Origin of the sequence: Tritonibacter scottomollicae, assembly GCF_003003215.1 — a bacterium.
Taxonomy (GTDB): domain Bacteria; phylum Pseudomonadota; class Alphaproteobacteria; order Rhodobacterales; family Rhodobacteraceae; genus Epibacterium; species Epibacterium scottomollicae.
The window spans coordinates 730,310-750,313 of sequence record NZ_PVUF01000001.1; the positions used below are offsets into that span (position 1 = coordinate 730,310).

At 64.4% G+C, this 20,004-nt stretch carries 17 protein-coding genes and 2 tRNA genes; 8 read left to right on the plus strand and 11 right to left on the minus strand.

What is annotated here, in order from left to right:
• Window positions 1–134: 134 nt before the first annotated feature.
• Together CLV89_RS03470 and pdxR are read left to right on the plus strand one after the other, a co-directional pair.
• On the plus strand, window positions 135–2,216 hold the full coding sequence (locus tag CLV89_RS03470) for a molybdopterin-containing oxidoreductase family protein (RefSeq protein WP_106162208.1): 2,082 nt from the start codon (window positions 135–137) through the stop codon (window positions 2,214–2,216).
• 115 nt (window positions 2,217–2,331) lie between these two features.
• Window positions 2,332–3,729, plus strand: coding sequence for a MocR-like pyridoxine biosynthesis transcription factor PdxR (gene pdxR / locus CLV89_RS03475; RefSeq protein ID WP_106162209.1), 1,398 nt, complete (start codon window positions 2,332–2,334; stop codon window positions 3,727–3,729).
• A gap of 68 nt (window positions 3,730–3,797) precedes the next feature.
• On the opposite strand, the gene CLV89_RS03480 is transcribed toward pdxR, so the two are convergent.
• The 6 genes from CLV89_RS03480 to CLV89_RS03505 form a co-directional block, all read right to left on the minus strand.
• Window positions 3,798–3,872, minus strand: a tRNA-Glu gene (locus CLV89_RS03480).
• Between the two features lie 203 nt (window positions 3,873–4,075).
• Window positions 4,076–4,150 (minus strand) — tRNA-Glu (locus CLV89_RS03485).
• A gap of 124 nt (window positions 4,151–4,274) precedes the next feature.
• Window positions 4,275–6,017: a single-stranded-DNA-specific exonuclease RecJ gene (gene recJ, locus CLV89_RS03490; RefSeq protein WP_106162210.1), complete on the minus strand. Its 1,743-nt coding sequence runs from the start codon at window positions 6,015–6,017 to the stop codon at window positions 4,275–4,277.
• A 112-nt stretch (window positions 6,018–6,129) separates the two neighbouring features.
• Complete coding sequence (gene glpX / locus CLV89_RS03495) at window positions 6,130–7,113, minus strand: class II fructose-bisphosphatase (protein WP_106162211.1); 984 nt, start codon at window positions 7,111–7,113, stop codon at window positions 6,130–6,132.
• 179 nt (window positions 7,114–7,292) lie between these two features.
• Window positions 7,293–8,579 carry a homoserine dehydrogenase gene (locus tag CLV89_RS03500; protein ID WP_106162212.1) on the minus strand — a complete coding sequence of 429 codons (1,287 nt, stop codon included), beginning with the start codon at window positions 8,577–8,579 and terminating at the stop codon, window positions 7,293–7,295.
• A 96-nt stretch (window positions 8,580–8,675) separates the two neighbouring features.
• Entirely contained in the window at window positions 8,676–8,984 is a 309-nt protein-coding gene (locus tag CLV89_RS03505; RefSeq protein ID WP_341477103.1) for a hypothetical protein, read from the minus strand.
• 119 nt (window positions 8,985–9,103) lie between these two features.
• Between CLV89_RS03505 and CLV89_RS03510 the strand changes: the two genes are divergently transcribed.
• Window positions 9,104–9,691, plus strand: coding sequence for a TetR/AcrR family transcriptional regulator (locus CLV89_RS03510; RefSeq protein ID WP_165798083.1), 588 nt, complete (start codon window positions 9,104–9,106; stop codon window positions 9,689–9,691).
• A 5-nt stretch (window positions 9,692–9,696) separates the two neighbouring features.
• On the plus strand, window positions 9,697–10,185 hold the full coding sequence (locus CLV89_RS03515; RefSeq protein WP_106162214.1) for a GNAT family N-acetyltransferase: 489 nt from the start codon (window positions 9,697–9,699) through the stop codon (window positions 10,183–10,185).
• 310 nt (window positions 10,186–10,495) lie between these two features.
• Here CLV89_RS03515 and CLV89_RS03520 read toward each other — a convergent pair whose 3' ends face one another.
• The 3 genes from CLV89_RS03520 to CLV89_RS03530 all read right to left on the minus strand — a co-directional run bounded on the left by CLV89_RS03520 (window position 10,496) and on the right by CLV89_RS03530 (window position 14,781).
• On the minus strand, window positions 10,496–11,407 hold the full coding sequence (locus CLV89_RS03520; protein ID WP_106162215.1) for a pirin family protein: 912 nt from the start codon (window positions 11,405–11,407) through the stop codon (window positions 10,496–10,498).
• 258 nt (window positions 11,408–11,665) lie between these two features.
• Window positions 11,666–13,123, minus strand: coding sequence for a Na+/H+ antiporter NhaC (gene nhaC / locus CLV89_RS03525; RefSeq protein ID WP_106162216.1), 1,458 nt, complete (start codon window positions 13,121–13,123; stop codon window positions 11,666–11,668).
• 377 nt (window positions 13,124–13,500) lie between these two features.
• Window positions 13,501–14,781: an FAD-dependent oxidoreductase gene (locus tag CLV89_RS03530; RefSeq protein WP_106162217.1), complete on the minus strand. Its 1,281-nt coding sequence runs from the start codon at window positions 14,779–14,781 to the stop codon at window positions 13,501–13,503.
• Between the two features lie 117 nt (window positions 14,782–14,898).
• Here CLV89_RS03530 and CLV89_RS03535 point away from each other — a divergent pair, with 117 nt between their 5' ends.
• Window positions 14,899–15,495 carry a helix-turn-helix domain-containing protein gene (locus tag CLV89_RS03535; protein ID WP_417839050.1) on the plus strand — a complete coding sequence of 199 codons (597 nt, stop codon included), beginning with the start codon at window positions 14,899–14,901 and terminating at the stop codon, window positions 15,493–15,495.
• 170 nt (window positions 15,496–15,665) lie between these two features.
• On the plus strand, window positions 15,666–16,157 hold the full coding sequence (locus tag CLV89_RS03540; RefSeq protein ID WP_106162219.1) for a hypothetical protein: 492 nt from the start codon (window positions 15,666–15,668) through the stop codon (window positions 16,155–16,157).
• 31 nt (window positions 16,158–16,188) lie between these two features.
• Here the strand turns inward: CLV89_RS03540 and CLV89_RS03545 are convergent, their stop codons facing one another.
• On the minus strand, window positions 16,189–17,136 hold the full coding sequence (locus CLV89_RS03545; protein WP_243394918.1) for an SRPBCC family protein: 948 nt from the start codon (window positions 17,134–17,136) through the stop codon (window positions 16,189–16,191).
• Between the two features lie 360 nt (window positions 17,137–17,496).
• Here CLV89_RS03545 and CLV89_RS03550 point away from each other — a divergent pair, with 360 nt between their 5' ends.
• Window positions 17,497–18,882 (plus strand): MATE family efflux transporter, encoded by a 1,386-nt coding sequence (locus CLV89_RS03550; RefSeq protein ID WP_106162221.1) that lies wholly within the window; start codon window positions 17,497–17,499, stop codon window positions 18,880–18,882.
• Complete coding sequence (locus CLV89_RS03555) at window positions 18,879–19,334, plus strand: glyoxalase superfamily protein (RefSeq protein WP_106162222.1); 456 nt, start codon at window positions 18,879–18,881, stop codon at window positions 19,332–19,334. The genes CLV89_RS03550 and CLV89_RS03555 overlap by 4 nt, the downstream gene beginning before the upstream one ends.
• Before the next feature lie 60 nt (window positions 19,335–19,394).
• On the opposite strand, the gene CLV89_RS03560 is transcribed toward CLV89_RS03555, so the two are convergent.
• Window positions 19,395–20,003 (minus strand): TadE/TadG family type IV pilus assembly protein, encoded by a 609-nt coding sequence (locus tag CLV89_RS03560; RefSeq protein ID WP_106162223.1) that lies wholly within the window; start codon window positions 20,001–20,003, stop codon window positions 19,395–19,397.
• Window position 20,004: the final 1 nt, after the last annotated feature.

The window sequence follows — 20,004 nt, forward strand, 5'->3', positions numbered from 1 at the left end:
CGGCACCAGTGGATCGGTTCTGTGTGTGCTGAGCCGTGAGAATTGGACTGGTCAAAGTGCCCTATATTGGAGCTTTTCTATGGGCTGCCCTTCGGTAGGCTGTTGAAAACCCTCAGCCAATGCGGAGCACAGCCATGTCCAGCCAACATCCTGAAGCCGAAGCCTCGCGCATCTTGCCCAGCGTCTGCCCGCTGGATTGTCCCGACACCTGCAGCCTCAGCGTCGAGGTCACGGGCGATCAGATCACCGCCGTGCGGGGCTCCGAGGCCAATCCCTTTACCGCCGGGGTGGTCTGCAACAAGGTCACCCGCGCCTATCCGGATTTCGTGCACGGCTCCGCCCGTCTGACCCATCCGCTGCGCCGTGTTGGCCCGCGCGGATCGGATCAGTTCGAGCGGATCAGCTGGGACGCGGCGCTGGATCTGGTGGCAGAGGGCTTTGGCGCTGCCATCAACGCGCATGGGCCCCAATCTATCCTGCCGCTGAACTACGCCGGCCCGCATGGCGAGCTGGCCGGGGGCTCGCTGGATCGGCGGTTCTTTTATCGCCTTGGGGCCACACGCATGAACCGCGGCCCGCTCTGTGGCGGGGTGCGCGGCCTTGCCTATGAGAGCCTCTATGGCAACGCGCCAGGCATGCCGCCGGAACAGGCCGCACATTCCGACCTGATCGTGGTCTGGGGCAACAACGTCACCGTCTCCAACCTGCATCTCACCCGCGTGGTCAAAGCCGCCCGTGCCAAGGGCGCCCGGCTGGTGGTGATCGACCCCAAGCGGATCAAGCTCGCACAGCAGGCGGATCTCTACCTGCAGGTCAGACCCGGCACCGATGTGGTTTTGGCCCATGGTATCGCCGCCGAACTGGAGCGGCGCGGCGCCTTCGACAACGGCTTTATCGGGCAGTGGGTGCAGGGCGCGGAGGCCTATATGGCGGAGGCGCGCAGATATACCATCGCCGAAACCGCCCGGATCTGTGGCCTTGATGAGGGTGACATCCTGCAACTGGCGGACTGGATGCAGGTGGCCGATCGCATGGCCACCTCCACCGGCAACGGGATGGAGCGCGGACGCTCCGGCGGCTCTGGCCTGCGCGCGGCGATGGCGCTCAATGCGCTGCTGGGCCAGCACGGGCGGCTTGGGGCCGGGGTGGTGGCAAAGTCCGGTCTCGCCTCGCCCAAGACCCGGGCGCGGCTGCAAGGTGACCACCTGATCGACCCGGCCACACGCGTGGTCAACATCCTTGATGTGGCGCGGCTGATGCTGGACCGGGACCAGCCCACGCCGATCAACGCGGTGATGATCTACAACCACAACCCGGTCGCCACCCATCCCGATCAGGCCCGCATGATCGCGGCGCTGAGCCAGCCGGAGATCTTCACCGTCGGCTGCGATGTGGTGATGACCGACAGCATGGCCTATTGCGATGTGATCCTGCCTGCCGCCACGCATTTCGAGCATGACGAGATCTTTGCCGCCTATGGCCAGAACTACGTGCAACGCGCCGCGCCGGTGATCGCGCCGGTGGGCGAGAGCCTGCCCAACACCGAGATCTTCCGCCGTCTGGCGGCGCGCTTCGGCTACACGGAAGCCGCCCATCAGGCCAGTGACGCGCAGCTGATGGATGACGCGATGGACGCCAGCCATCCGCAATTCGAGGGCCGCCCGCCAAGTCAGATGCCCACCGACCGCGCGCTGGAAATGCAGGCACAGGACGGCACTGCGCTGATCCTCTGCGACACAGTGCAGCCCGACACGAAAAGCGGCCGGATCGAGCTGTTCAGCGATGCCCTGCAGGCGGAGACCGGCTTTGGCGTGCCGCGCTTTGATCCGGTGCCGCAGGACCTGCCGCTGGTGCTCATCACCCCCAGCTCCGACAAGCGCATCAACGCCACCTTCGGCAGCGCGCCGCTCTCTGCCGGCCCCGAAAGCATCGAGGTGCACCCAGAGGATGCCGCCGCGCGCGGGCTGCAGGATGGCGACACGGTGGAGGTTTCCAACACCCGCGGCAGCGTCACCTTTCGCCTCAAGGTCTCGGACGCGATGCAGCGCGGCGTGGTCTACGCGCCCAAGGGCACATGGCGCATCAGCTCCGCCACGGGTCTCACGGCCAATGCGCTGATCCCGGTGGAGGTGCGCACGGATATCGGCGACGGCGCCTGCTACAATGAGACTTTCGTGGAACTGCGCGCCTTTGCCGGTTTGCAGGCCGCCGAGTAGGCGAGGGCACCTCACGACAGACCGGACAGGACCGGGCCTCGCGCCCGGTCTTTGCTTGTTGTGACATTGGCAGGGCGTTACGCTCTCCTCCAGCACATACTCACCGGACCAATTGATGCCTAAACCCACGCCTGCCTTCATGCCGGACCGCGCCTCTGCAGTGCCGATCTTCGAGCAGATCTGCGTCTCCTTCCGCGCCCGCATCCGCTCCGGCGCGCTGGAAACCGGGGCGCGGCTGCCCGCGACCCGGGCCTTGGCGCAGGATCTGGGCGTGGCGCGCGCCACCGTGGTCACCGCCTATGAACAGCTGGTGGCGGAGGGCTACCTCGCCTCCCGTCGCGGCTCCGGCTACACGGTTTGCGCCATGGGTGAGGTCGAACTGTCCCCGGGCGCGCCCGCCACCGCGCCCCCGGAATTGACCGAGCGCGGAGATCTGCTGTTGGAGGCGGGCCAGCCCGACATGCGGCTGTTTCCGCACCGCGCTTGGGCCAAATGCGTCGCCCGCCTGTGCCGCACCCGGCCAGAGGACATGCTCAGCGGCTGTGGCCGATTTGGGCACCCGGAGCTGCGGCAGGCCATCGCCACCCATGTGCGCGACTGGCGCGGCATCGCGGCGCGTCCGGACCAGGTGCTGGTGACCTCCGGCGCGACCGAGGCGCTGGACATCTGCCTGCATGCGCTGGCCACGGCCGAGGGCGCGGTGGGTGTCGAGGATCCGGGCTTTCCCCCGATCCGCCGCTTTGCCGAGGCGCAGGGCCGCTGCACCCGCGATCTGGCGCTGGACCCACAGGGGGCGGAGCTGCCGACTCCCGGCGATGGCACCGATGTGGTGGTGCTGACGCCCTCGCATCAATACCCGCTGGGCGGCGCGATGACAGCGGGACGACGGCAGGACTTTGTGCGCTGGGCGGCGCAATCGCAGGGCTGGATCATCGAGGATGATTACGATTCGGAATTCCGCTACGCGGGCCGCCCGATCCCGGCATTGGCTGGCGTCGACGGGCAGGGGCGCACGGTCTATATCGGCAGCTTTTCCAAGATCTTCTCCAACAGCCTGCGCATGGGCTATATCGTGGCCCCCGATGGGCTGATCGACCGGCTGGCACAGGCCATGCGCGCCAAGGGGGCACGCGCCAGCGCCATGCCGCAGGCGGCCCTGGCGGAGTTCATGCAGCAGGGTGAGTTCTACCGGCATCTGCGCCGGGTGCGCCGGATCTACGCGGAGCGCCACCGCAACCTGATCGAGTCCCTGCGGGCCGGGTTTGGCGATGTGGGGCATGTGGTGGACCATCAGGCCGGCATGCAGGTGGTTTTGCATCTGCATGCCGCATTTGCGGACAGGCCAATCGTAGCCGCCGCCCGCGCCGCAGGGGTCGGGGCCGAGGCGCTTTCGGCCTACAGCCGCCGCGCGGGCGCCTGCAACGGCGTGGTTCTGGGCGCTTGCCTCAATGATCTGGACGAACAGGCAGAGGCCCTGATCCGCCTGCGACGGGCCATTTCCTCAACAGGATAATCCCCGTCGCGCCTGCGTATAGATCGTATGTGAGTGGTCGGATGCGCCAGCTTTTCGAAAAGGAAAAGTGGTACTCCGTAGGGGAATCGAACCCCTCTTTCCAGGTTGAAAACCTGGCGTCCTAACCGATAGACGAACGGAGCACTCTTGGTGTGAGCGGGTGTTTACTGAAGGTGGCCCAACCGCGCAAGAGGAAATCTGCCCAAAGTGCAAAGTTTTTACGACAGGGGGCGGAGCGTGAGATTCATAGTGAAACCAAGCGTTTAACGTGACGTGCCACATGTTTCACGCGGCATTGCATCGCGCAGTGTGCGGGATGTTTGCTCGATAACTACGGGGGAGAAAGTGGTACTCCGTAGGGGAATCGAACCCCTCTTTCCAGGTTGAAAACCTGGCGTCCTAACCGATAGACGAACGGAGCACTCTTGGTGTGAGCGGGTGTTTAGGGTTTTGCGCCGCAGGCCGCAAGCGAAAAAAACGCGGGCGGCGCAAAATTCTTATCCACAGGCGGCTGGAGGGCGCTGACCTCGCCCTTTGACGCCATGTCAGGCCTCGGCGGCGTCCTCCAACCGCAGTTGCGCGCTCTGGCGGCCACCCCAAGTGTTCACCTCCAGCCGTCCGGCCACATGAAACCGCGCGCCACCATGCTCCAGCAGGCGCGGCCCCAGCGCGGTGTCAAAGGCCCCAAAGGCGATGGTGTCGATATTGCCGCCCATGCCATCGGTAAAGCTGACCTTGAGATGCGATTCGCCCACCCGTTTGGCGAATCTCACCGCCATGTCGGGAAATCCGTAGCGCGGGGCAGGGGCGCCCGCGCCAAAGGGTCCGGCCTGTTCGATCTGTTCGATCAGATCCACGGTGGCCGCGCCCGGCATCAGCATGCCGTCGAGCTTCAGATCGGAGGGCCCGAGGTCTCCGGCGCCCTGTTTCTCCAACAGCTCCGCCAGCCGCGCCATGGCTGGTTCCAACTGGTCGCGCGCCACGGTCAGCCCCGCCGCCATCTTGTGGCCGCCACCCTTCAGCAACAGCCCTTCCATCGCCACCCGCTGGATCGAGGCGCCAAGGTCGATGCCGGACACCGAGCGGCCCGACCCCTTGCCCTCATCGCCATCCAGTCCGATGACAATAGCCGGGCGACCTGTGGCCTCCTTCAGGCGCGAGGCGACGATGCCGACCACGCCCGGATGCCAGCCTTCGCCCGCCGCCCAGACCAGCGGCGCGTCAAAGCCACGCTCCTCGGCCTGTTCCAGGGCGGCGGCACGTACGGCGTTTTCAATGTCGCGGCGCTCGGTGTTGAGCTGATCCAGCCGTTCGGCCAGCGCGGCGGCTTCATGCGGGTTCTCCGTCGACAACAGCCGCGCACCGAGATCCGCCTTGCCGATCCGCCCGCCCGCGTTGACGCGCGGGCCCAGCAGAAACCCGAGGTGATAGGTCGAGGGCGCCGAATCCATCCGGCTCACATCCGCCAGCGCCACCAGCCCGGGGCGCTGGCGCTGTCCCATGACCTTCAGCCCCTGACGTACCAACGCCCGGTTGGCGCCGATCAGCGGCGCCACATCAGCCACGGTCGCCAAGGCCACCAGATCCAGCATCGCCATCAGGTCCGGCCCCGCGCCAAGCCCCTTTTCGCGGGCCTGACGGCGCACCTCGACCAGCATCAGGAACACCACGCCGGCCGCACAGAAATAACCCAGATCGCCATCCTCGTCCTGGCGGTTCGGGTTCACCACCGCCACGCAGTCGGGCAGGGTCTCGCCGCCGAGGTGGTGGTCCAGCACCACCACATCCGCGCCCTTGGCCGCGGCAATCGGCCCGTGCGAGAGCGTGCCGCAGTCGACGCAGACAATCAGGTCGTGATCGCGCGCCAGACCGGCCATGGCGGCGTCATTGGGACCATAGCCCTCGTCGATCCGGTCTGGAATATACAGCGTCGCCTGCTGCCCCATCTGCCGCAGATAGACCATCAGCAGCGCCGCCGACGACCCGCCATCCACGTCATAATCGGCAAAAATCGCAATCCGCTCGCGCCGTTCCACCGCCTGCAGGAAACGTGCGGCGGCGGTCTCCATGTCCTTCATCCGACGTGGATCAGGCAGCAGCTCCTTCAGTTGCGGGGTTAGGAACCCGGTGGCCTCATGCGCGGGCACCCCGCGCCGTGCCAGCACCTGACAGACGGCGGCGGGCAGGCCGGTTTCTTGCGCCAGATGCTCACCCGCGCGGGATTGATCGACGCCGGGTCCCCGCCAGCAGCGCCCGGTCAGAGAGGTCTCGACACCCAGAAAACTCAAATCCGCACTCCCGTTATGTGCAAAGGCCGGACCCGTGCGGGACCCGGCCTTTCATCTTTTCCCAAATACCTAAATCCCGACCCCAGCTGCAAGCGCTGAGGCCGAAGCGGGATTACTGATGCGCGCTCAGCGGCGTGCGGTAGGTCATGCGCCGCACCGATCCGGTTTTGGAGCGCATCAACAACGTGGTCGTCTCGACCCAGCCCGGCTGGCGCTTGATGCGCGGCAGCAGCGAGCCGCCGGTCACCCCGGTGGCGGCAAAGATCACGTCCTGCGTCACCATCTCGTCAAGGGCATAGATGCGGTCCAGATCGGTGATGCCGGCCTTGGCGGCACGGCCACGCTCGTCATCGTTGCGGAACAGCAGTCGGCCAAAGATCTGCCCGCCCATGCATTTCAGTGCAGCCGCCGCCAGCACGCCCTCCGGTGCGCCGCCGGAGCCCATGTACATGTCGATGCCGGTGGTCTCGGCCTCGGCGCAATGCATCACGCCGGCCACGTCGCCATCGGTGATCAGGCGGATGGAGGCACCGGTTTCGCGCACCTCGGCGATCATCGGCTCGTGGCGGGGGCGTTCCAGAATGCAGACGGTGATGTCGGAGGGGGCGCATCCCTTGGCCTTGGCCAGCGCTTCGACCCGCTCGCGCGGCGACATGTCCAGTGACACCACGCCCTCCGGGTAGCCCGGGCCGATGGCCAGCTTGTCCATATAGGTGTCGGGCGCGTGCAGCATGGAGCCGCGCGGCCCCATGGCGATCACGGTGAGCGCGTTGGGCATGTCCTTGGCGGTCAGGGTGGTGCCTTCCAGCGGATCCAGCGCGATGTCGACGCCGGGACCATTGCCGGTGCCCACTTCCTCGCCGATGAACAGCATGGGCGCCTCGTCCCGCTCGCCTTCACCGATCACCACCACGCCGGCGATGTCCAGCAGGTTGAGCTGTTCGCGCATGGCGTTCACGGCGGCCTGGTCGGCGGCCTTTTCGTCGCCGCGCCCGATTAGCGGGGCAGAGGCCAGGGCGGCCTGTTCGGCAACCCGGGCCAGGCCCAAGGACAGCAGGCGGTCGTGAAACGGCGCGTCGGCGGTGGTCGAAGTCATTCCCAATATTCCTATCTCAAACTAGCGCGATCCCATTTGGCATAGCCCGGCCGCCCCCATCGGGGCAAGGCGCGGGCGAAGCTGGTGTCGCTAACAGTTACGCATATGGTTCGGTCTTGCGCGGGCCGCCGCCGAGGCGATCAGGGCCCGCGCGCTTTGCCCCCTATAGAGGGGGAATGTCACAGTTCTTCGATGCGCAGCGCCACCGGCGCGCCCTCGACAACGCCGGTTGCAGCCAGCCCCTCCAGCGCCTGTTCCAGCATTGCGGAGGTGCATTTGTGGGTCACGATCAGCACCGGCGCGATGGTGGTGGCATGGTCGTACTGGCGCATGCGGTGGATCGACACGCCCGCATCACCAAGCGCCGAGGCCACCTTGGCCATGGCACCGGGCTTGTCCTGCAGCGCCATGCGCACGTAATGCGGCGCGGGCAGGCCGGTCTGTGCCGCCGGGGTCTCTTCCAGCGTTGCGGCGGGCTGGCCAAAGGTTGCGATGCGCAAGCCGCGCGCAATGTCCAGGACATCGCCCATCACCGCGCTTGCGGTGGGGCCTTCACCGGCGCCGGGGCCGCGCAGCACCACCTGTTCGATGGCGTCGCCTTCGATCACCACCATATTGGTGCCGCCCTCCAGCTGGCCCAGCGGCGAATTCGCTGGCACCAGACAGGGGGTCATACGCTGCTCCAGCCCGCGGGCAGAGCGCTGCGCCACGCCCAGAAGCTTGATCCGGTAGCCCATGTCGGCGGCGTGGCGGATGTCCTCGATGGCGATGCGCTGGATGCCTTCCAGCTTCACATTGTCAAAGGCTGGTTTGGTGCCAAAAGCGATGGAGGCCAAGAGCGCCAGTTTGTGACCGGCGTCGATGCCGCCCACGTCCAACGTCGGGTCGGCTTCGAGAAAGCCCAGATCATCGGCCTCCTTGAACACGGTCGCATAGGGCAGGCCGGCGGTTTCCATCCGGGTCAGGATGTAGTTGCAGGTGCCGTTCATCACCCCCATGACGCGGGTGATCTCGTTGCCCGCAAGCCCCTCGGTGAGGGATTTGATCACTGGGATGCCACCGGCCACGGCAGCTTCAAAGCGGATCACGCGGCCATTGGCCTCGGCCTGTTCGGCCAGCGCCTGACCGTGAATGGCCAGAAGCGCCTTGTTGGCGGTGACCACATCCTTGCCCGCCGCCAATGCGGCCTCGGTGGCGCGTTTGGCGGCGCCCTCGTGGCCGCCCATCAGTTCGACAAACACATCCACGTCATCGCGGGTGGCCAGCGCCACCGGGTCGGTCTCCCAGGCGTAGTCCTTCAGCGAGACGCCGCGATCCTTGGTGGCGTCTCGGGCGGAGACGGCGGTGATCACCACCGGGCGTCCCGTGCGGGCCTCCAACAGGGCGGCATGGCGGCGGATGATTTTCACCACGCCCATGCCGACCGTGCCCAAACCTGCAATCCCCAGTCGAAGCGGTTCAGTCATAGTGGAGGTCCTTATTGTATTGGCGGTCTATGGGTTCGCAGTCGCCTTAGCGGCTCTGGCCCGCTGGTGCAATGTTCAACGCGGCCAAACCCTGCCTCAGGGCTGGCGGCGGCGTAATTCCTCGGCCCGGCGGCGCAAACGGGCCGCACGGGCATCAAGCGTATCCGACAGCTCGGCGCTTTCCTCTTCGGGCAGCGGCTGCTGTGCCAGGGCGGTGTCGAGCGGCAGCAACCTGGGGTAGGGCTGTTGGCGCAGATCCGCGGGCAAGCGGTCCTCAAGCTGCGGCACGCGCGAACAGCCCGCCGTCAGGGCCAGCAGTGCGCAGGCCGACAGAACCACACGGCGCGCCGCCACAGGTGCAGGCGAAGAGAGCATCAGGGTGGTCAGTTTGGCGGGGATGGACATACCAAGCTTTCTGTCTGGAGTTTCGCCCTTGATGCACAAATGCGCCTGTGGGTACAAGTTAATCTGCGCCGGCTGCCATGCCGCTTTTATCTGAACAGATGTTCAGTTACCTTGGGCATATGGCACGTACTCAAGGTTCCCATTCCGACATCACCGGCCCCCGCATCCGTGCGGCCGCGCAGGAGCTGTTTGCCCGCCACGGCTATGCCGCCGTCTCCATGCGCCAGATTGCGGGCGCGGTGGGGGTGCAGGCAGGCGCGCTCTATAATTACACCGCCGACAAGCAGAGCCTGCTGTTCGATCTGATGCAGGCCCATATGGAGGGGCTGTTGTCCGCGTGGGCGACAGAGCAGGTGCCTGAGGATGTGATGGGGCAGTTGGAGGGCTTTGTGCGGTTTCACATCCGCTACAACCTCGAACGCCCGGATGCGGTGTTCATCGCATATATGGAGCTTCGCAATCTCACCGAGGAGAATTTTGCCCATATCGAGGATCGCCGCCGCGCCTATGAGGACCAGCTTGAGGGTATCCTGAAGGCCGGTGTGGCGCAGGGGCTGTTCCGGGTGCCGGATACCAAGATCGCTGCTTTGGCGGTGATTGCTATGCTGAACGGGGTATTGACCTGGTACCGCGACGGTGGGCGCCTGTCGCTGGTGGAGGTCGAGACGCTCTACTGGGACATGGTGCGCAAATCGGTGGGGGTGTAGGCCACATGGCACTGTTGGCCTTGCAGTCGGAACGGTTACGGGCGGTCCCCGTCGCGCGACTGTCGCCACAGGATCGCGAAGCGCTGTTCGAGCCCGAAGTGGTTGCCTATCTGCCGGACGGTTTTCAGGGGCTGGAGACGGATGCCGCACGTTGTGCGCTGCTGGACGGCGTGCAGCAGGAGGCCGAGGTGGTGGCGCTGTCAACCCGGGCCGGCGAGGTGATCGGACTGTTGATCCTGTCGCATGGGGCTGCGGGAGATCGCCTGCGTCATCTCGGGTATCTCTTTGTCCGAGCGGCCTGGGGGCAGGGATACGCTAGCGAAATGCTGCGCGCGCTTCAGGACCTGTATCGTGGCCAGCCTGTGGTCCTGTCCGGTGGCGTGATGGCGGGCAACGCCGCCTCTGCCCGGGTTCTGCAAAAGAATGGCTCCGTGCCGGGGGTGCCGAGCGAGGCAGGTGAGGTCACCTATACCTGGGATGCGGAACGCGGTTGAGGGTGCCAAGCGGAGCGCTTCCGCGCGCTTTTATTCTGCAGGGGGCGAGGTGATGGCTGTTGGCGGGCGCGGTGTCTGGCGCTGCTGTTGTAAAACAGGGCTGCTGAGACGGTCCTGAGGGGCAGGTCTGCCCTCAGGAGCCGCGTTCAAGTTTTTTTGAGGTTGGGCGCGTCAAGGTCACGCCGCCCGTGCCGGGCGGGGCCGTTGGCCCCCTTGACCCGATGCGCGGGTGTCGTGGGTGATTGCGACATAGAGAGTGAGCAGCGCTGGAGCGCCGCTCACAGGGACAAGTGGATATCGGTTTTCCCGATCAGTGAGCGGGCCTAATAAATGTCCCGTTGCGCAGCTCGGCAAAGGCTTTTTGCAGCTCGGCCTGGGTGTTCATCACGATGGGGCCGTGCCAGGCCACCGGCTCCTCGATCGGGGCGCCGGAGATCAGTAGGAAGCGCACGCCATCGGGGCCGGCCTGAACGGTGACCTCGTCACCGGTCCCAAAGCGCACCAGCGTGCGGTCGCCGGACATGTCGCGGATGTTGACTTCTTGTCCCGCGACTTCCTTTTCCAGCAGCACGCCGGTGGGGCGGGAGGCATCGGCAAAGGCCGCCTGACCGTCAAAGACATAGGCGAAGGCGCGGCGGTAGGTGTCGATCTTGAAGGTCTTTTTCACGCCTGCGGGGATATAGACATCGAGATATTGCGGATCGGCGGCGATGCCGTCGATCGGGCCGCGTTTGCCCCAGAATTCGCCCACGATCACCTTCACCCGTGTGCCGTCGTCGTCGATCACCTCGGGGATGTCCTTGCCCTGCACGTCCTGATAGCGCGGCGCGCACATCTTCTGGCTGCCGGGCAGGTTGCCCCAGAGCTGAAAGCCATGCATCTGGCCCTTGGTGTTCCCGCTCGGCATTTCCTGATGCAGGATGCCGGACCCGGCGGTCATCCACTGCACATCGCCCGCGCCAAGGCTGCCGGTATTGCCGAGGCTGTCGCCATGCTCGACAGAGCCTTCCAGCACATAGGTGATGGTCTCGATGCCGCGATGGGGATGCCAGGGAAACCCTTGTTTGTAGAGCTCCGGGTGATCATTGCGAAAGTCGTCAAACAGCAGGAACGGGTCCAGCTCGCTGGGGTCCTGAAAGCCGAAGGCGCGGTGCAGATGCACGCCAGCGCCCTCCATCGTGGGTTGGGCGGCGCGTGTTTCCAGAATGGGGCGCAGTGACATGTGGATCTCCTGATGAGAGGTTTCATCACAGAAGATAGGCTGCGCGGGGCGATGGGAAAATCTGCGGTGGCTCACCGGGGCTGTGCGTATGCGCAGGGCTGGAGCGGCGCTTGGCAGCGCCGAAGCCATTGGGGCGCTTTTGATGCTCGGATCGGTGGCTGTGCTTGGCGACCCATGCCGGGGACCGCGTCAGCAATCGCGGCTGGGTGGCCGCCCCCGACCTGAACCGGGAGCGACCAATGATGGGTGTCGTGAGGGTTACTCTGCCGGACGCTCCGCCGCGTCGCCGGTGGCGGGCAGATCAGCCGGATCCGCCTTGGGTGTGAACAAGCCGGTCCAGGCGTAGAAAATGCCAAACACCGGGGCCAGCCAGCAGGCGAAGGACAGCGGAATATAGAGCAGGTTCTCCAGGTTGCCCTCGGAGATACCCAGCGCCAGCGCCGAGATCACGAATGCACCGCCTGCGTTCCACGGGATCAGCGGCGAGATGATGGTGCCGCCTTCTTCGGTGGCGCGTGCAAGGTTCAGGCGCGAATAGCCCATACGGTCATAGACCGGCTTGAACATGCGGCCCGGCAGTGCGATCGACAGATAGGGGTCGCCCGCGACGGTGTTGGTTGCCATCGACGACAGGATCGCCGAGGTCTGCAGGCCTGCGATGGTCTTCACCCGTCTGGTCAGGACCTCGATGATCGCCGCCAGACAGCCGGTGCGCTCCAGTGCGCCACCAAAACCAAGCGCGATCAGGATCAGCGAGATGGTCCACATCATCGACTGGATACCACCCCGGTTCATCAGCGCATCCATCGCCTCGACCCCGGTTTCGACGGAGTAGCCGTAGTTGGCGTAGGTAAAGATGTCATGCACCGATGCGCCCTGCACGAAGATCGCGATCAGCGAGGCCACCACCACGCCGATGAACAGGGTCGGGATTGCCGGCATTTTCATCATCGCCAGCGTCACCACCAGCAGCGCCGGAAGCAGCAACCATGGGGTGATGTCAAACGATCCGTCCAGCGCGCCCTTGAAGCTTTCGATGCGCTCGAAGGAGGGCTTGCCCTCACCGAGGCTGAAGCCGACGATCGTGTAGATCAACAGTGCGATCAGCATGGCCGGAACCGTGGTGGGCAGCATGTTGCGAATGTGGTCGAACAGATGCGTGTCGGTGACCGCAGGGGCCAAGTTGGTCGTGTCTGACAGCGGCGAGACCTTGTCGCCGAAGAATGCGCCGGAGACCACGGCAGCGGCGGTCCAGTAGGCCGGGATATCAAACCCCTCGCCAATGCCCATCAGCGCCAGGCCAACGGTGCCGACGGTCCCCCAGGAGGTCCCAAGCGCCAGTGACACGATCGCACATAGGATCATGCCGGCGGCCAGGAACAGCTGTGGCGACAGGATCGACAGGCCATAGTAGATCAGGGTTGGAACCGTACCGGAGGCAATCCAGGTGCCGACGATCATGCCGACGAGGATCAGCACTGACACCGCCGGAAAGGAGACCGCGATGACGTGGAACGCGCCTTTTTCGATCTCGTCCCAGGTCAGACCCTCGATGAGCCCGACAACAGCGGTCAGCGCGATGCCGATCGCCAGCGGAATATGCGGCGTGAAATCCCCGAAGTAGAAGATCTGAACCGCAAGTATGCCCAGCGTCAGAATGATCGGCACCAGCGCCAGCCCGATCGATGGGCGGATATCTGTTTTTTGTAATGGCATTAAGTATGTCCTCTCTGTTGTTGTCCGACCCGGTGTCATCCGAAGACAAGACCGGAGCGGGATTGCGCGTTCTTGGCGTCAGTGTGTCCGGGGCAAGGCCGGGGTGGTCACGGAAACATCTTCAAAGGCTTGGCCCGCACGGTTGGCCGGGCGAACGCCGCCCACTGATGCGGGCCCTGCCCATGGCCTGCCGTCGCGGCGTCCTAAAGGCATCGCGCGCAAGAGTGCAGCGGCACCATGCTGTCAACATGGACCCCACTGGCCGATGTGTCCAATGTGTCTATCCGCGTGTCTCTGCGTGCAGCAGGGCGCGGAGCGGTGCGGGGCTGGTGCTGGCCGAACTTGTTCATCAGATCTTCCTCAGTCGTCGTGCCGGGTTAGGCGCTCTTGAGCCAGCTGGCTGTCTCGGAAACGTCGGATGGGGCAGGGCGCACGCCATCGACAAGGTCACTCAGCACCTGCGCGGCGCCCGCCGCCATGGTCCAGCCAAGCTGCCCGTGCCCGGCGTTGAGCCAGACATTCGGCGTGTTGCGCAACTGGCCGATATAGGGACGCCCGCTTGGGGTGCTGGGGCGCAGCCCGGCCCAGTGGCGGGCCCCGTCAAGATCCACGGCGCCGGTGAAATGCCGGGCCACGTAACCGTCCAGATGTGCTGCGCGGTCGGCCCGTGGGCTGCTGTCATGGCCCGCAAACTCGGCAATCCCCGTCACCCGCAGCCGATCCCCAAGCCGGGTCACCGCCACGAGGTTGGTTTCGTCCACAAAGGGGCGCTGCGGGATGCGGCTGTCGTCAAGGATCGTATAGGTGGCGGAGTAGCCCTTCACCGGGTAGATCAGCGGCCGCACGCCAAGTGATGCCGTCAGCGCCGGGGTGCCGGTCCCGGCCGCGACCACCAGCTGATCGCAGGCAATCTCGCCGGATGGCGTCAGGACCGCCTGCACCCGCCCCTCTGCGCGCCGATACCCGGTCACGGATGTTTCGTAGCAAAAGGTCACGGTGGTGTTCTGCTGCAACCATTGCGCCAGGGCCTGGGTGAAACGATGGCAGTCGCCCTTGCTGTCGACGGATGACACCAGCCCGCCCTGCAATGTGCCCTCAAAGGCGCGCAGGGCAGGGTCGCGCTGGATCAGCTCTGACGCGCTCAGCGGCACAAACCCCTGATCCCCGTCCGACAGGCTCTTGACCCGCGCATGATAGGCCGCGCGATCCCCGTACAGATAATACGCCCCGTCATGATCCTGATCGAAGTCCAGGCCCGTGGCCTGTTCGAGATCTTGCAGCATTCGACGCCCATGGCGCGACAGCCGTGCCATGGCATCGGAATTGGTCGCATGGGCGCGGGCGGTGCAATGGCGCAGGAAGGCCAGCCCCCAGCGCCAGAGGTCCGGGTCCAGCAGCTTGCTGATTTTCACACTGGGCGCGCGCCCCAGAACCGCACCAAGCATCTGGCGCGGGGCCGCAGGCCCGGCCCAGCTTTCCGTATGGCCGACAGCGATGATCCCGGCATTGGCATAGCTGCAACCGGACGCCGGTGCCTCCGCCTGATCTATGACAGTCACCTGATGGCCTCGCATGGCAAGGTGGTAGGCGGTGGTCAGCCCCACAACGCCCGCGCCAATCACGGCAAAACGCTGGCCACTGTCCTGTTGGTCATGCATACTTTCATCCAAATCGCTCAGAGCCGGTGCATATAGGCAGTTTTTGGTAAAATAAGAAAAATCATGTCTCAAACAACAAAAAAAGACTCATCTTCTCTTTCAACTGCATTGGCCCCCTTGCTCGACGACAGTGAAAAGGAGCGCATCCGCAGCGAACTCGGCAGGCGTGTCAAAGGTTTACGCAGCTCGGCAGGGATGACGTTGGAACAGGCCTCCGAACGCACCAGCCTTGCGGTTTCGACCATCTACAAGATCGAAAACGGCAAAGTGTCCCCCAGTTTCGAGAATCTCTTGCGACTCGCGCGGGGCTACGGCGTCGGCTTGGAGAAGCTGATCGCAGAGCCGGAGGATGAGGTCAGCACCACCCGTCTGACCGTCACCCGCGCGGGGCAGGGCCGGTCTGTCGAAGGCAAGGTCTACGACTACGAGGTGCTCTGCAACGGGCTGACAGGCAAGAAGATCATTCCGCTGATCGGCACCATCAGCGCCGCCGGAGATACATCGCCCGCGCATCTGGACCGCCATGACGGCGAGGAGCTGCTGTTTGTGCTCTCCGGCGAGGTCGAACTGCTGGTGGAACATTACGAACCGGTCATTCTCACCGCCGGGGACTGCGCCTATTACGACAGCACCATGCGGCACGGTGTGCGCAGCACCGGGCCCGAGGAGGCGCGCGTGTTCTGGGCCTGCACCCATATCAACGGTCTGGACTAAGGCGCGGCCCGGAGGGAGGCCGGATCTGCGCGGGCGAACCGATGCGGGCGACTGCCCACCATACCATGATCGGGCCGCTGAACGCGTATCGTCCGTTCAGGCGCAAAAGGGCTGTTAGATCCGGCTGTTTTTCGCTAACCCTCCGTCATTGACCTGAGGGAGAGCAATCCATGACCAGCCTGCACGGCTCTGACGAGATTTTTGCCACGGTGGAGGCGTCACCGTCGCGCCGCGTGATCGGTGTGTCGCTGCTGGTCGGATTGGGGTTGATGACCCTCTATGTCGCCATGTCGAGCACGCCGGGCTTGGCTTGGCAGGCGTTCCTGCTGGCGGTTTCCGGCGGGTCGCTGTGGATGGGCTATCGCATGTGGCAGGCCACTGCCCACCGGATTGAGCTGACCGCCGAAGGGCTGCGCTGCTCTGACGGGACCGAGATCATCCGGATCAAGGATCTCGATGTGCTGGATCGCGGTTTCTTCGCGTTCAAACCCTCCAACGGGTTTCTGATGCGCAGCAAGATCACCGGCGAGCGCTGCTGGTATCCCGGCCTCTGGTGGCGCATGGGACGGCGCATTGGTATCGGCGGTGTAACACCGGGCTCGCAGACCAAAACCATGACCGAAATCCTCGCCGCGATGATGGTAGAACGCGACGCTGGCTGAGGGGCTGGTCGTTGCTGGCAGACCTGTCGGGTTATCCGGCCAAGCTGCGTTCCGTGCGCGCCTTGACCAGCTCCAGGATCACGTCATGGAAATCGTCAAAGAAGAAGTTGTGCCAGAACTCGGCGTAAGCCCCCATGCCTGATCCATCATAGGTCCAGGTGGTCAAAGAAAGCCGCGTTTTACCGCCGTGGTCTTCGAGGACATATGCGCCGCGCAAGACATCAAAATGCTGGCCGCCCACCTTTACATGCGGGTCTTCGATATCCTCGGGGGCCCAGCCGTCTGGAAACTCAAAATCCCATGCAATGCGCCGATCAGGTTCATATGCGGTGATCTGCTCCAGAAAATGAATGTCGTCTCCCCAGTGGGAATGCCGCACGGCACCGTCTGATCTCTCCTCCCAAACCGCCGCCGTGGGTTTGGGCACCCCAAGCAGATGTGAGCTGCGCGTGGGGATCTCGTCTGGCGAAATATCCGGAATGGATTTGAGCATCTGAAACACCACCGCAGGCGGCGCGTCGATCAGGATCGAGTCCGAGATCTCATATACAGTTGGACCCGTTGGCAGCATATCCAGCAGAACGATGGCCAAAACCGGCAGGCTTGCGGCGCTCAGGGTGCTCTTTGAGAATGTTCTCCAGCGGTCGTAGCTGAGATATAAAACGCCCCCGAGCAACGTGCCAAACAGGATCGGGATCAGGGCCATTGTGATGCAGATCAGCCCCTCGAGACCGCTCACCAAAGAGCCGAGCAGGGACAGGAGCATGACGAACAACAGCCATGCGATCGACTTGCCAAACGTCTTGAGCGAATTCTTGGGGCGGAACCACATGATGATGAAGCCCGCCAGGGCGGGAAACCCCAAAAGATACGTGAAACCGACAGGGTCGATCATGACCACGGTAATGGCGGCAAGGCCCAATATGCCCGCGGCCAGCGCAATGGCGGGTGCCAGTATCCGGAGTGTATTTGACAGCATCTCTAATGCGAACTTTCTCTGACCTGCTGAAAACAGGCATAAATTCATACGGTTCAATATACGTCCAACGCCCGAAATCAGCCCGGACTGAACGCGGCGGCCACCGTTCATGCATGTGTTAAACCAAAACCCATGAGGAGGGAACGCGACCTTTGGTGCGATCATCGGGACTTGACGCACGCCCGGACACAGCCTAAGCGAGGCATCAGGGGCGCAGACCCCCGCCGCCCGCTGGCCTTTGGCCTTGGTGAAGTTCTGCAGACATCTCTGTCTATCGATCATCCTCCACGCATTTCGCGCGGGTGGTAATGCGGGTCCCATCCTGTTCTTGCGCGACACCTGCAAGAGGAGATCGGGGATATGACATCTTCCCCCACCAACCATTTTCTGACCGGACGATTGGGTCCGATCTATGCCAAGACCGCTCTGCCCATCATTTTTGTGATGGGGATGAACGGCTGCCTGACCGTGGCAGATGCCTTGTTTCTGGGGCATTTCGACGGGCCGGAGGCGCTGGCCGCCGTGACCCTGATGTTTCCCGCCTACATGCTGGTCGTGGCGCTGGCGACGCTGGTGGCCAGCGGCATGTCCAGCCGCCTTGCCCGCCACCTCGGCGCGGATGAGACCGCGGCGGCGCAGGCGGATTATGCCGGCGCGCACGGTCTGGCGCTGGCGGTCTCGGTCGCGCTGATGCTGGCCTTTGTGCTCTGCGGCAATGCGGTGACGCAGGCCGCCGCCGGGGGCGATGCGGCGCTGGCCGCCATGGGCCACACCTACCTTCGCATCACCGTGGGCTGCACGCCGTTGCTGTTTGTGCTGTCGGTCAATTCCGACGCGCTGCGCAACGAGGGGCGCGCGGGGCTGATGGCGCTGATGAGCCTTGTGGTCTCGCTTTCCAACATCGCCTTCAACTATCTGCTGATTGCCGAGGCCGGGATGGGCGTTGCGGGCTCGGCGCTGGGCACCGCCCTGGCGCAGGCCTTGGCGCTCGCCTTGATCCTGGTGTTTCGCCTGCGCGGCAAGACCGTATTGACCCCCACCGTGTTGCGACAGCAGAGCCTTCTGGCAGGCTGGGGGCGGATGCTGGCGCTTGGCGCGCCACAAAGCCTCAATTTCATCGGCATCGCCTTGGGGGCGGCGGCGATCATGGCGGCACTGCAATGGGTCGAGACGCCGGATTACGCGCAGATCGTCACCGCCTACGGGGTGATTACCCGGCTGCTGACCTTCAGCTTCCTGCCGCTTTTGGGGCTGTCCTATGCGATGCAAAGCATCACGGGCAATCTTTATGGCGCAGGCGCGCACGGGCGGGTGCGTCAGAGCCTCAGGCTCGCCTGCATGATGGCGCTGCTCTATTGCGCCACCATGCAGGCCACGCTCAGCCTCGGCGCGGCGCATATCGCGGGCTGGTTTGTCACTGACCCCGGCGTCATCGCGCAGGTTGCGCGTATCCTGCCCATTCTTGGCGGCTTGTTCACCCTCGCGGGGCCGCTGATGATGGTGGCGATGCATTTCCAGGCCATCGGGGACGCGGCGCGTGCGGCGCTGTTGGGACTGGCGAAACCCTATCTCTTCTCGATCCCGCTGACGTTTGTTCTGGCGGCACACTGGGGGGAACTGGGCATCTGGCTGGCCGCACCGATGGGGGAGGCGGCGCTGTTGCTGCTGACGCTTCTGGTGGTGCTGGACCTGCGCCGTCGTGGCAGAGTGCTGCCCATCAATCAAGCGCCGGAGGGCACCCCATGAGACAGGACTTGCCAACCCTTGCCCAAGCCAAGGCAACGGCGCGCGAATGGCGCCAAGAACGGGCGCAGCAGGGCGAAGCCCACAGCCACAGCGCGGCGCTTGAACATGTCGCACAACAGTTGGGGTTTCGCGACTGGAATGCCTGCGTTGCCACATTGACTCAAGCGGATGCGCGCCAGTTTGCTCCGGGGGAGCGCGTCTCGGGCCGGTATCTGTCGCAGCCTTTCACCGCCCGGATCCTGCGCGCCACTCCGGCGCCGGGGCACCCCGGCTGGTTGCGTCTGGAGCTGCATCTGGACGTGGCGGTGGATGTGGTGACCTCGACGCGGTTCTCGAACCTGCGCCGTCGGGTCACCGGCGTGATTGGCCCTCAGGGCTTCAGCCAGGAAAAGACGTCGGACGGGCAACCGCATCTGGTGATCGACGCAAAAAGACCTCAGCCCGACCCGTGATGATCACGGCCGGGCTGAGGCAGGACAGACCGCCGTTGCAGCAACAACGGCGGTCTGCTCTTAACTCTCTGCGTTGTCGACCACCTCGTCGTCATGGATGGTGCCATCGCTGACCACAGATCCCTCAAAGGCGATCTGCGAGGCAAAGCGCGGGCGGGAGAAGACGAGATTGTAGATATTGCGTGTGCCAAGACCCACATTGAACGCCGGTTCCACGTCATTCCAGGTTTCGACAACGATGATCCGTTCCTCATCCGGCATCGTCGGCAGCTTGTCCTCGATGTCGACCACCGTCGCGTCGGTCCAGATGTCCATCTGCGCGCCGCGTTCCACGGACCAGTCCACATAATAGCGCGCATCATCCGCATCCCAGCGGATCACCGAGACCCGCATCGACATGCCAGAGTCGGCGCGCGCCATCATCCGCCCCAGCGTGTAGATGCTGTTGATGTATTCGTCGTTCAGCGCGGTGGTTTCACGCGAGATGAGGTCGGAGACCGTATAGGCGGCCTTGGTGTTCACGGTTTCCTGCCGGAACAGGTCGAACAGGGTAAAGGTGACTGCAAAGACGCCCAGCAGGAAGGGCAGGTAAATTGCGGTTTCGATCGCGATATTGCCGTCTTCGCGGTGCCGAAATCGACGCAGGGTATCTGATAGCATCTTGAACATG

Bases quoted from the DNA above. Each gene is read 5' to 3' on its own strand.
- CLV89_RS03470 (WP_106162208.1), top strand. From the start codon at position 135: ATGTCCAGCCAACATCCTGAAGCCGAAGCCTCGCGCATCTTGCCCAGC.
- pdxR (WP_106162209.1), top strand. From the start codon at position 2,332: ATGCCTAAACCCACGCCTGCCTTCATGCCGGACCGCGCCTCTGCAGTG.
- glpX (WP_106162211.1), bottom strand. From the start codon at position 7,113: ATGACTTCGACCACCGCCGACGCGCCGTTTCACGACCGCCTGCTGTCC.
- CLV89_RS03500 (WP_106162212.1), bottom strand. From the start codon at position 8,579: ATGACTGAACCGCTTCGACTGGGGATTGCAGGTTTGGGCACGGTCGGC.
- CLV89_RS03505 (WP_341477103.1), bottom strand. From the start codon at position 8,984: ATGTCCATCCCCGCCAAACTGACCACCCTGATGCTCTCTTCGCCTGCA.
- CLV89_RS03510 (WP_165798083.1), top strand. From the start codon at position 9,104: ATGGCACGTACTCAAGGTTCCCATTCCGACATCACCGGCCCCCGCATC.
- CLV89_RS03515 (WP_106162214.1), top strand. From the start codon at position 9,697: ATGGCACTGTTGGCCTTGCAGTCGGAACGGTTACGGGCGGTCCCCGTC.
- CLV89_RS03520 (WP_106162215.1), bottom strand. From the start codon at position 11,407: ATGTCACTGCGCCCCATTCTGGAAACACGCGCCGCCCAACCCACGATG.
- nhaC (WP_106162216.1), bottom strand. From the start codon at position 13,123: ATGCCATTACAAAAAACAGATATCCGCCCATCGATCGGGCTGGCGCTG.
- CLV89_RS03530 (WP_106162217.1), bottom strand. From the start codon at position 14,781: ATGCATGACCAACAGGACAGTGGCCAGCGTTTTGCCGTGATTGGCGCG.
- CLV89_RS03540 (WP_106162219.1), top strand. From the start codon at position 15,666: ATGACCAGCCTGCACGGCTCTGACGAGATTTTTGCCACGGTGGAGGCG.
- CLV89_RS03545 (WP_243394918.1), bottom strand. From the start codon at position 17,136: ATGCTGTCAAATACACTCCGGATACTGGCACCCGCCATTGCGCTGGCC.
- CLV89_RS03550 (WP_106162221.1), top strand. From the start codon at position 17,497: ATGACATCTTCCCCCACCAACCATTTTCTGACCGGACGATTGGGTCCG.
- CLV89_RS03555 (WP_106162222.1), top strand. From the start codon at position 18,879: ATGAGACAGGACTTGCCAACCCTTGCCCAAGCCAAGGCAACGGCGCGC.
- CLV89_RS03560 (WP_106162223.1), bottom strand. From the start codon at position 20,003: ATGTTCAAGATGCTATCAGATACCCTGCGTCGATTTCGGCACCGCGAA.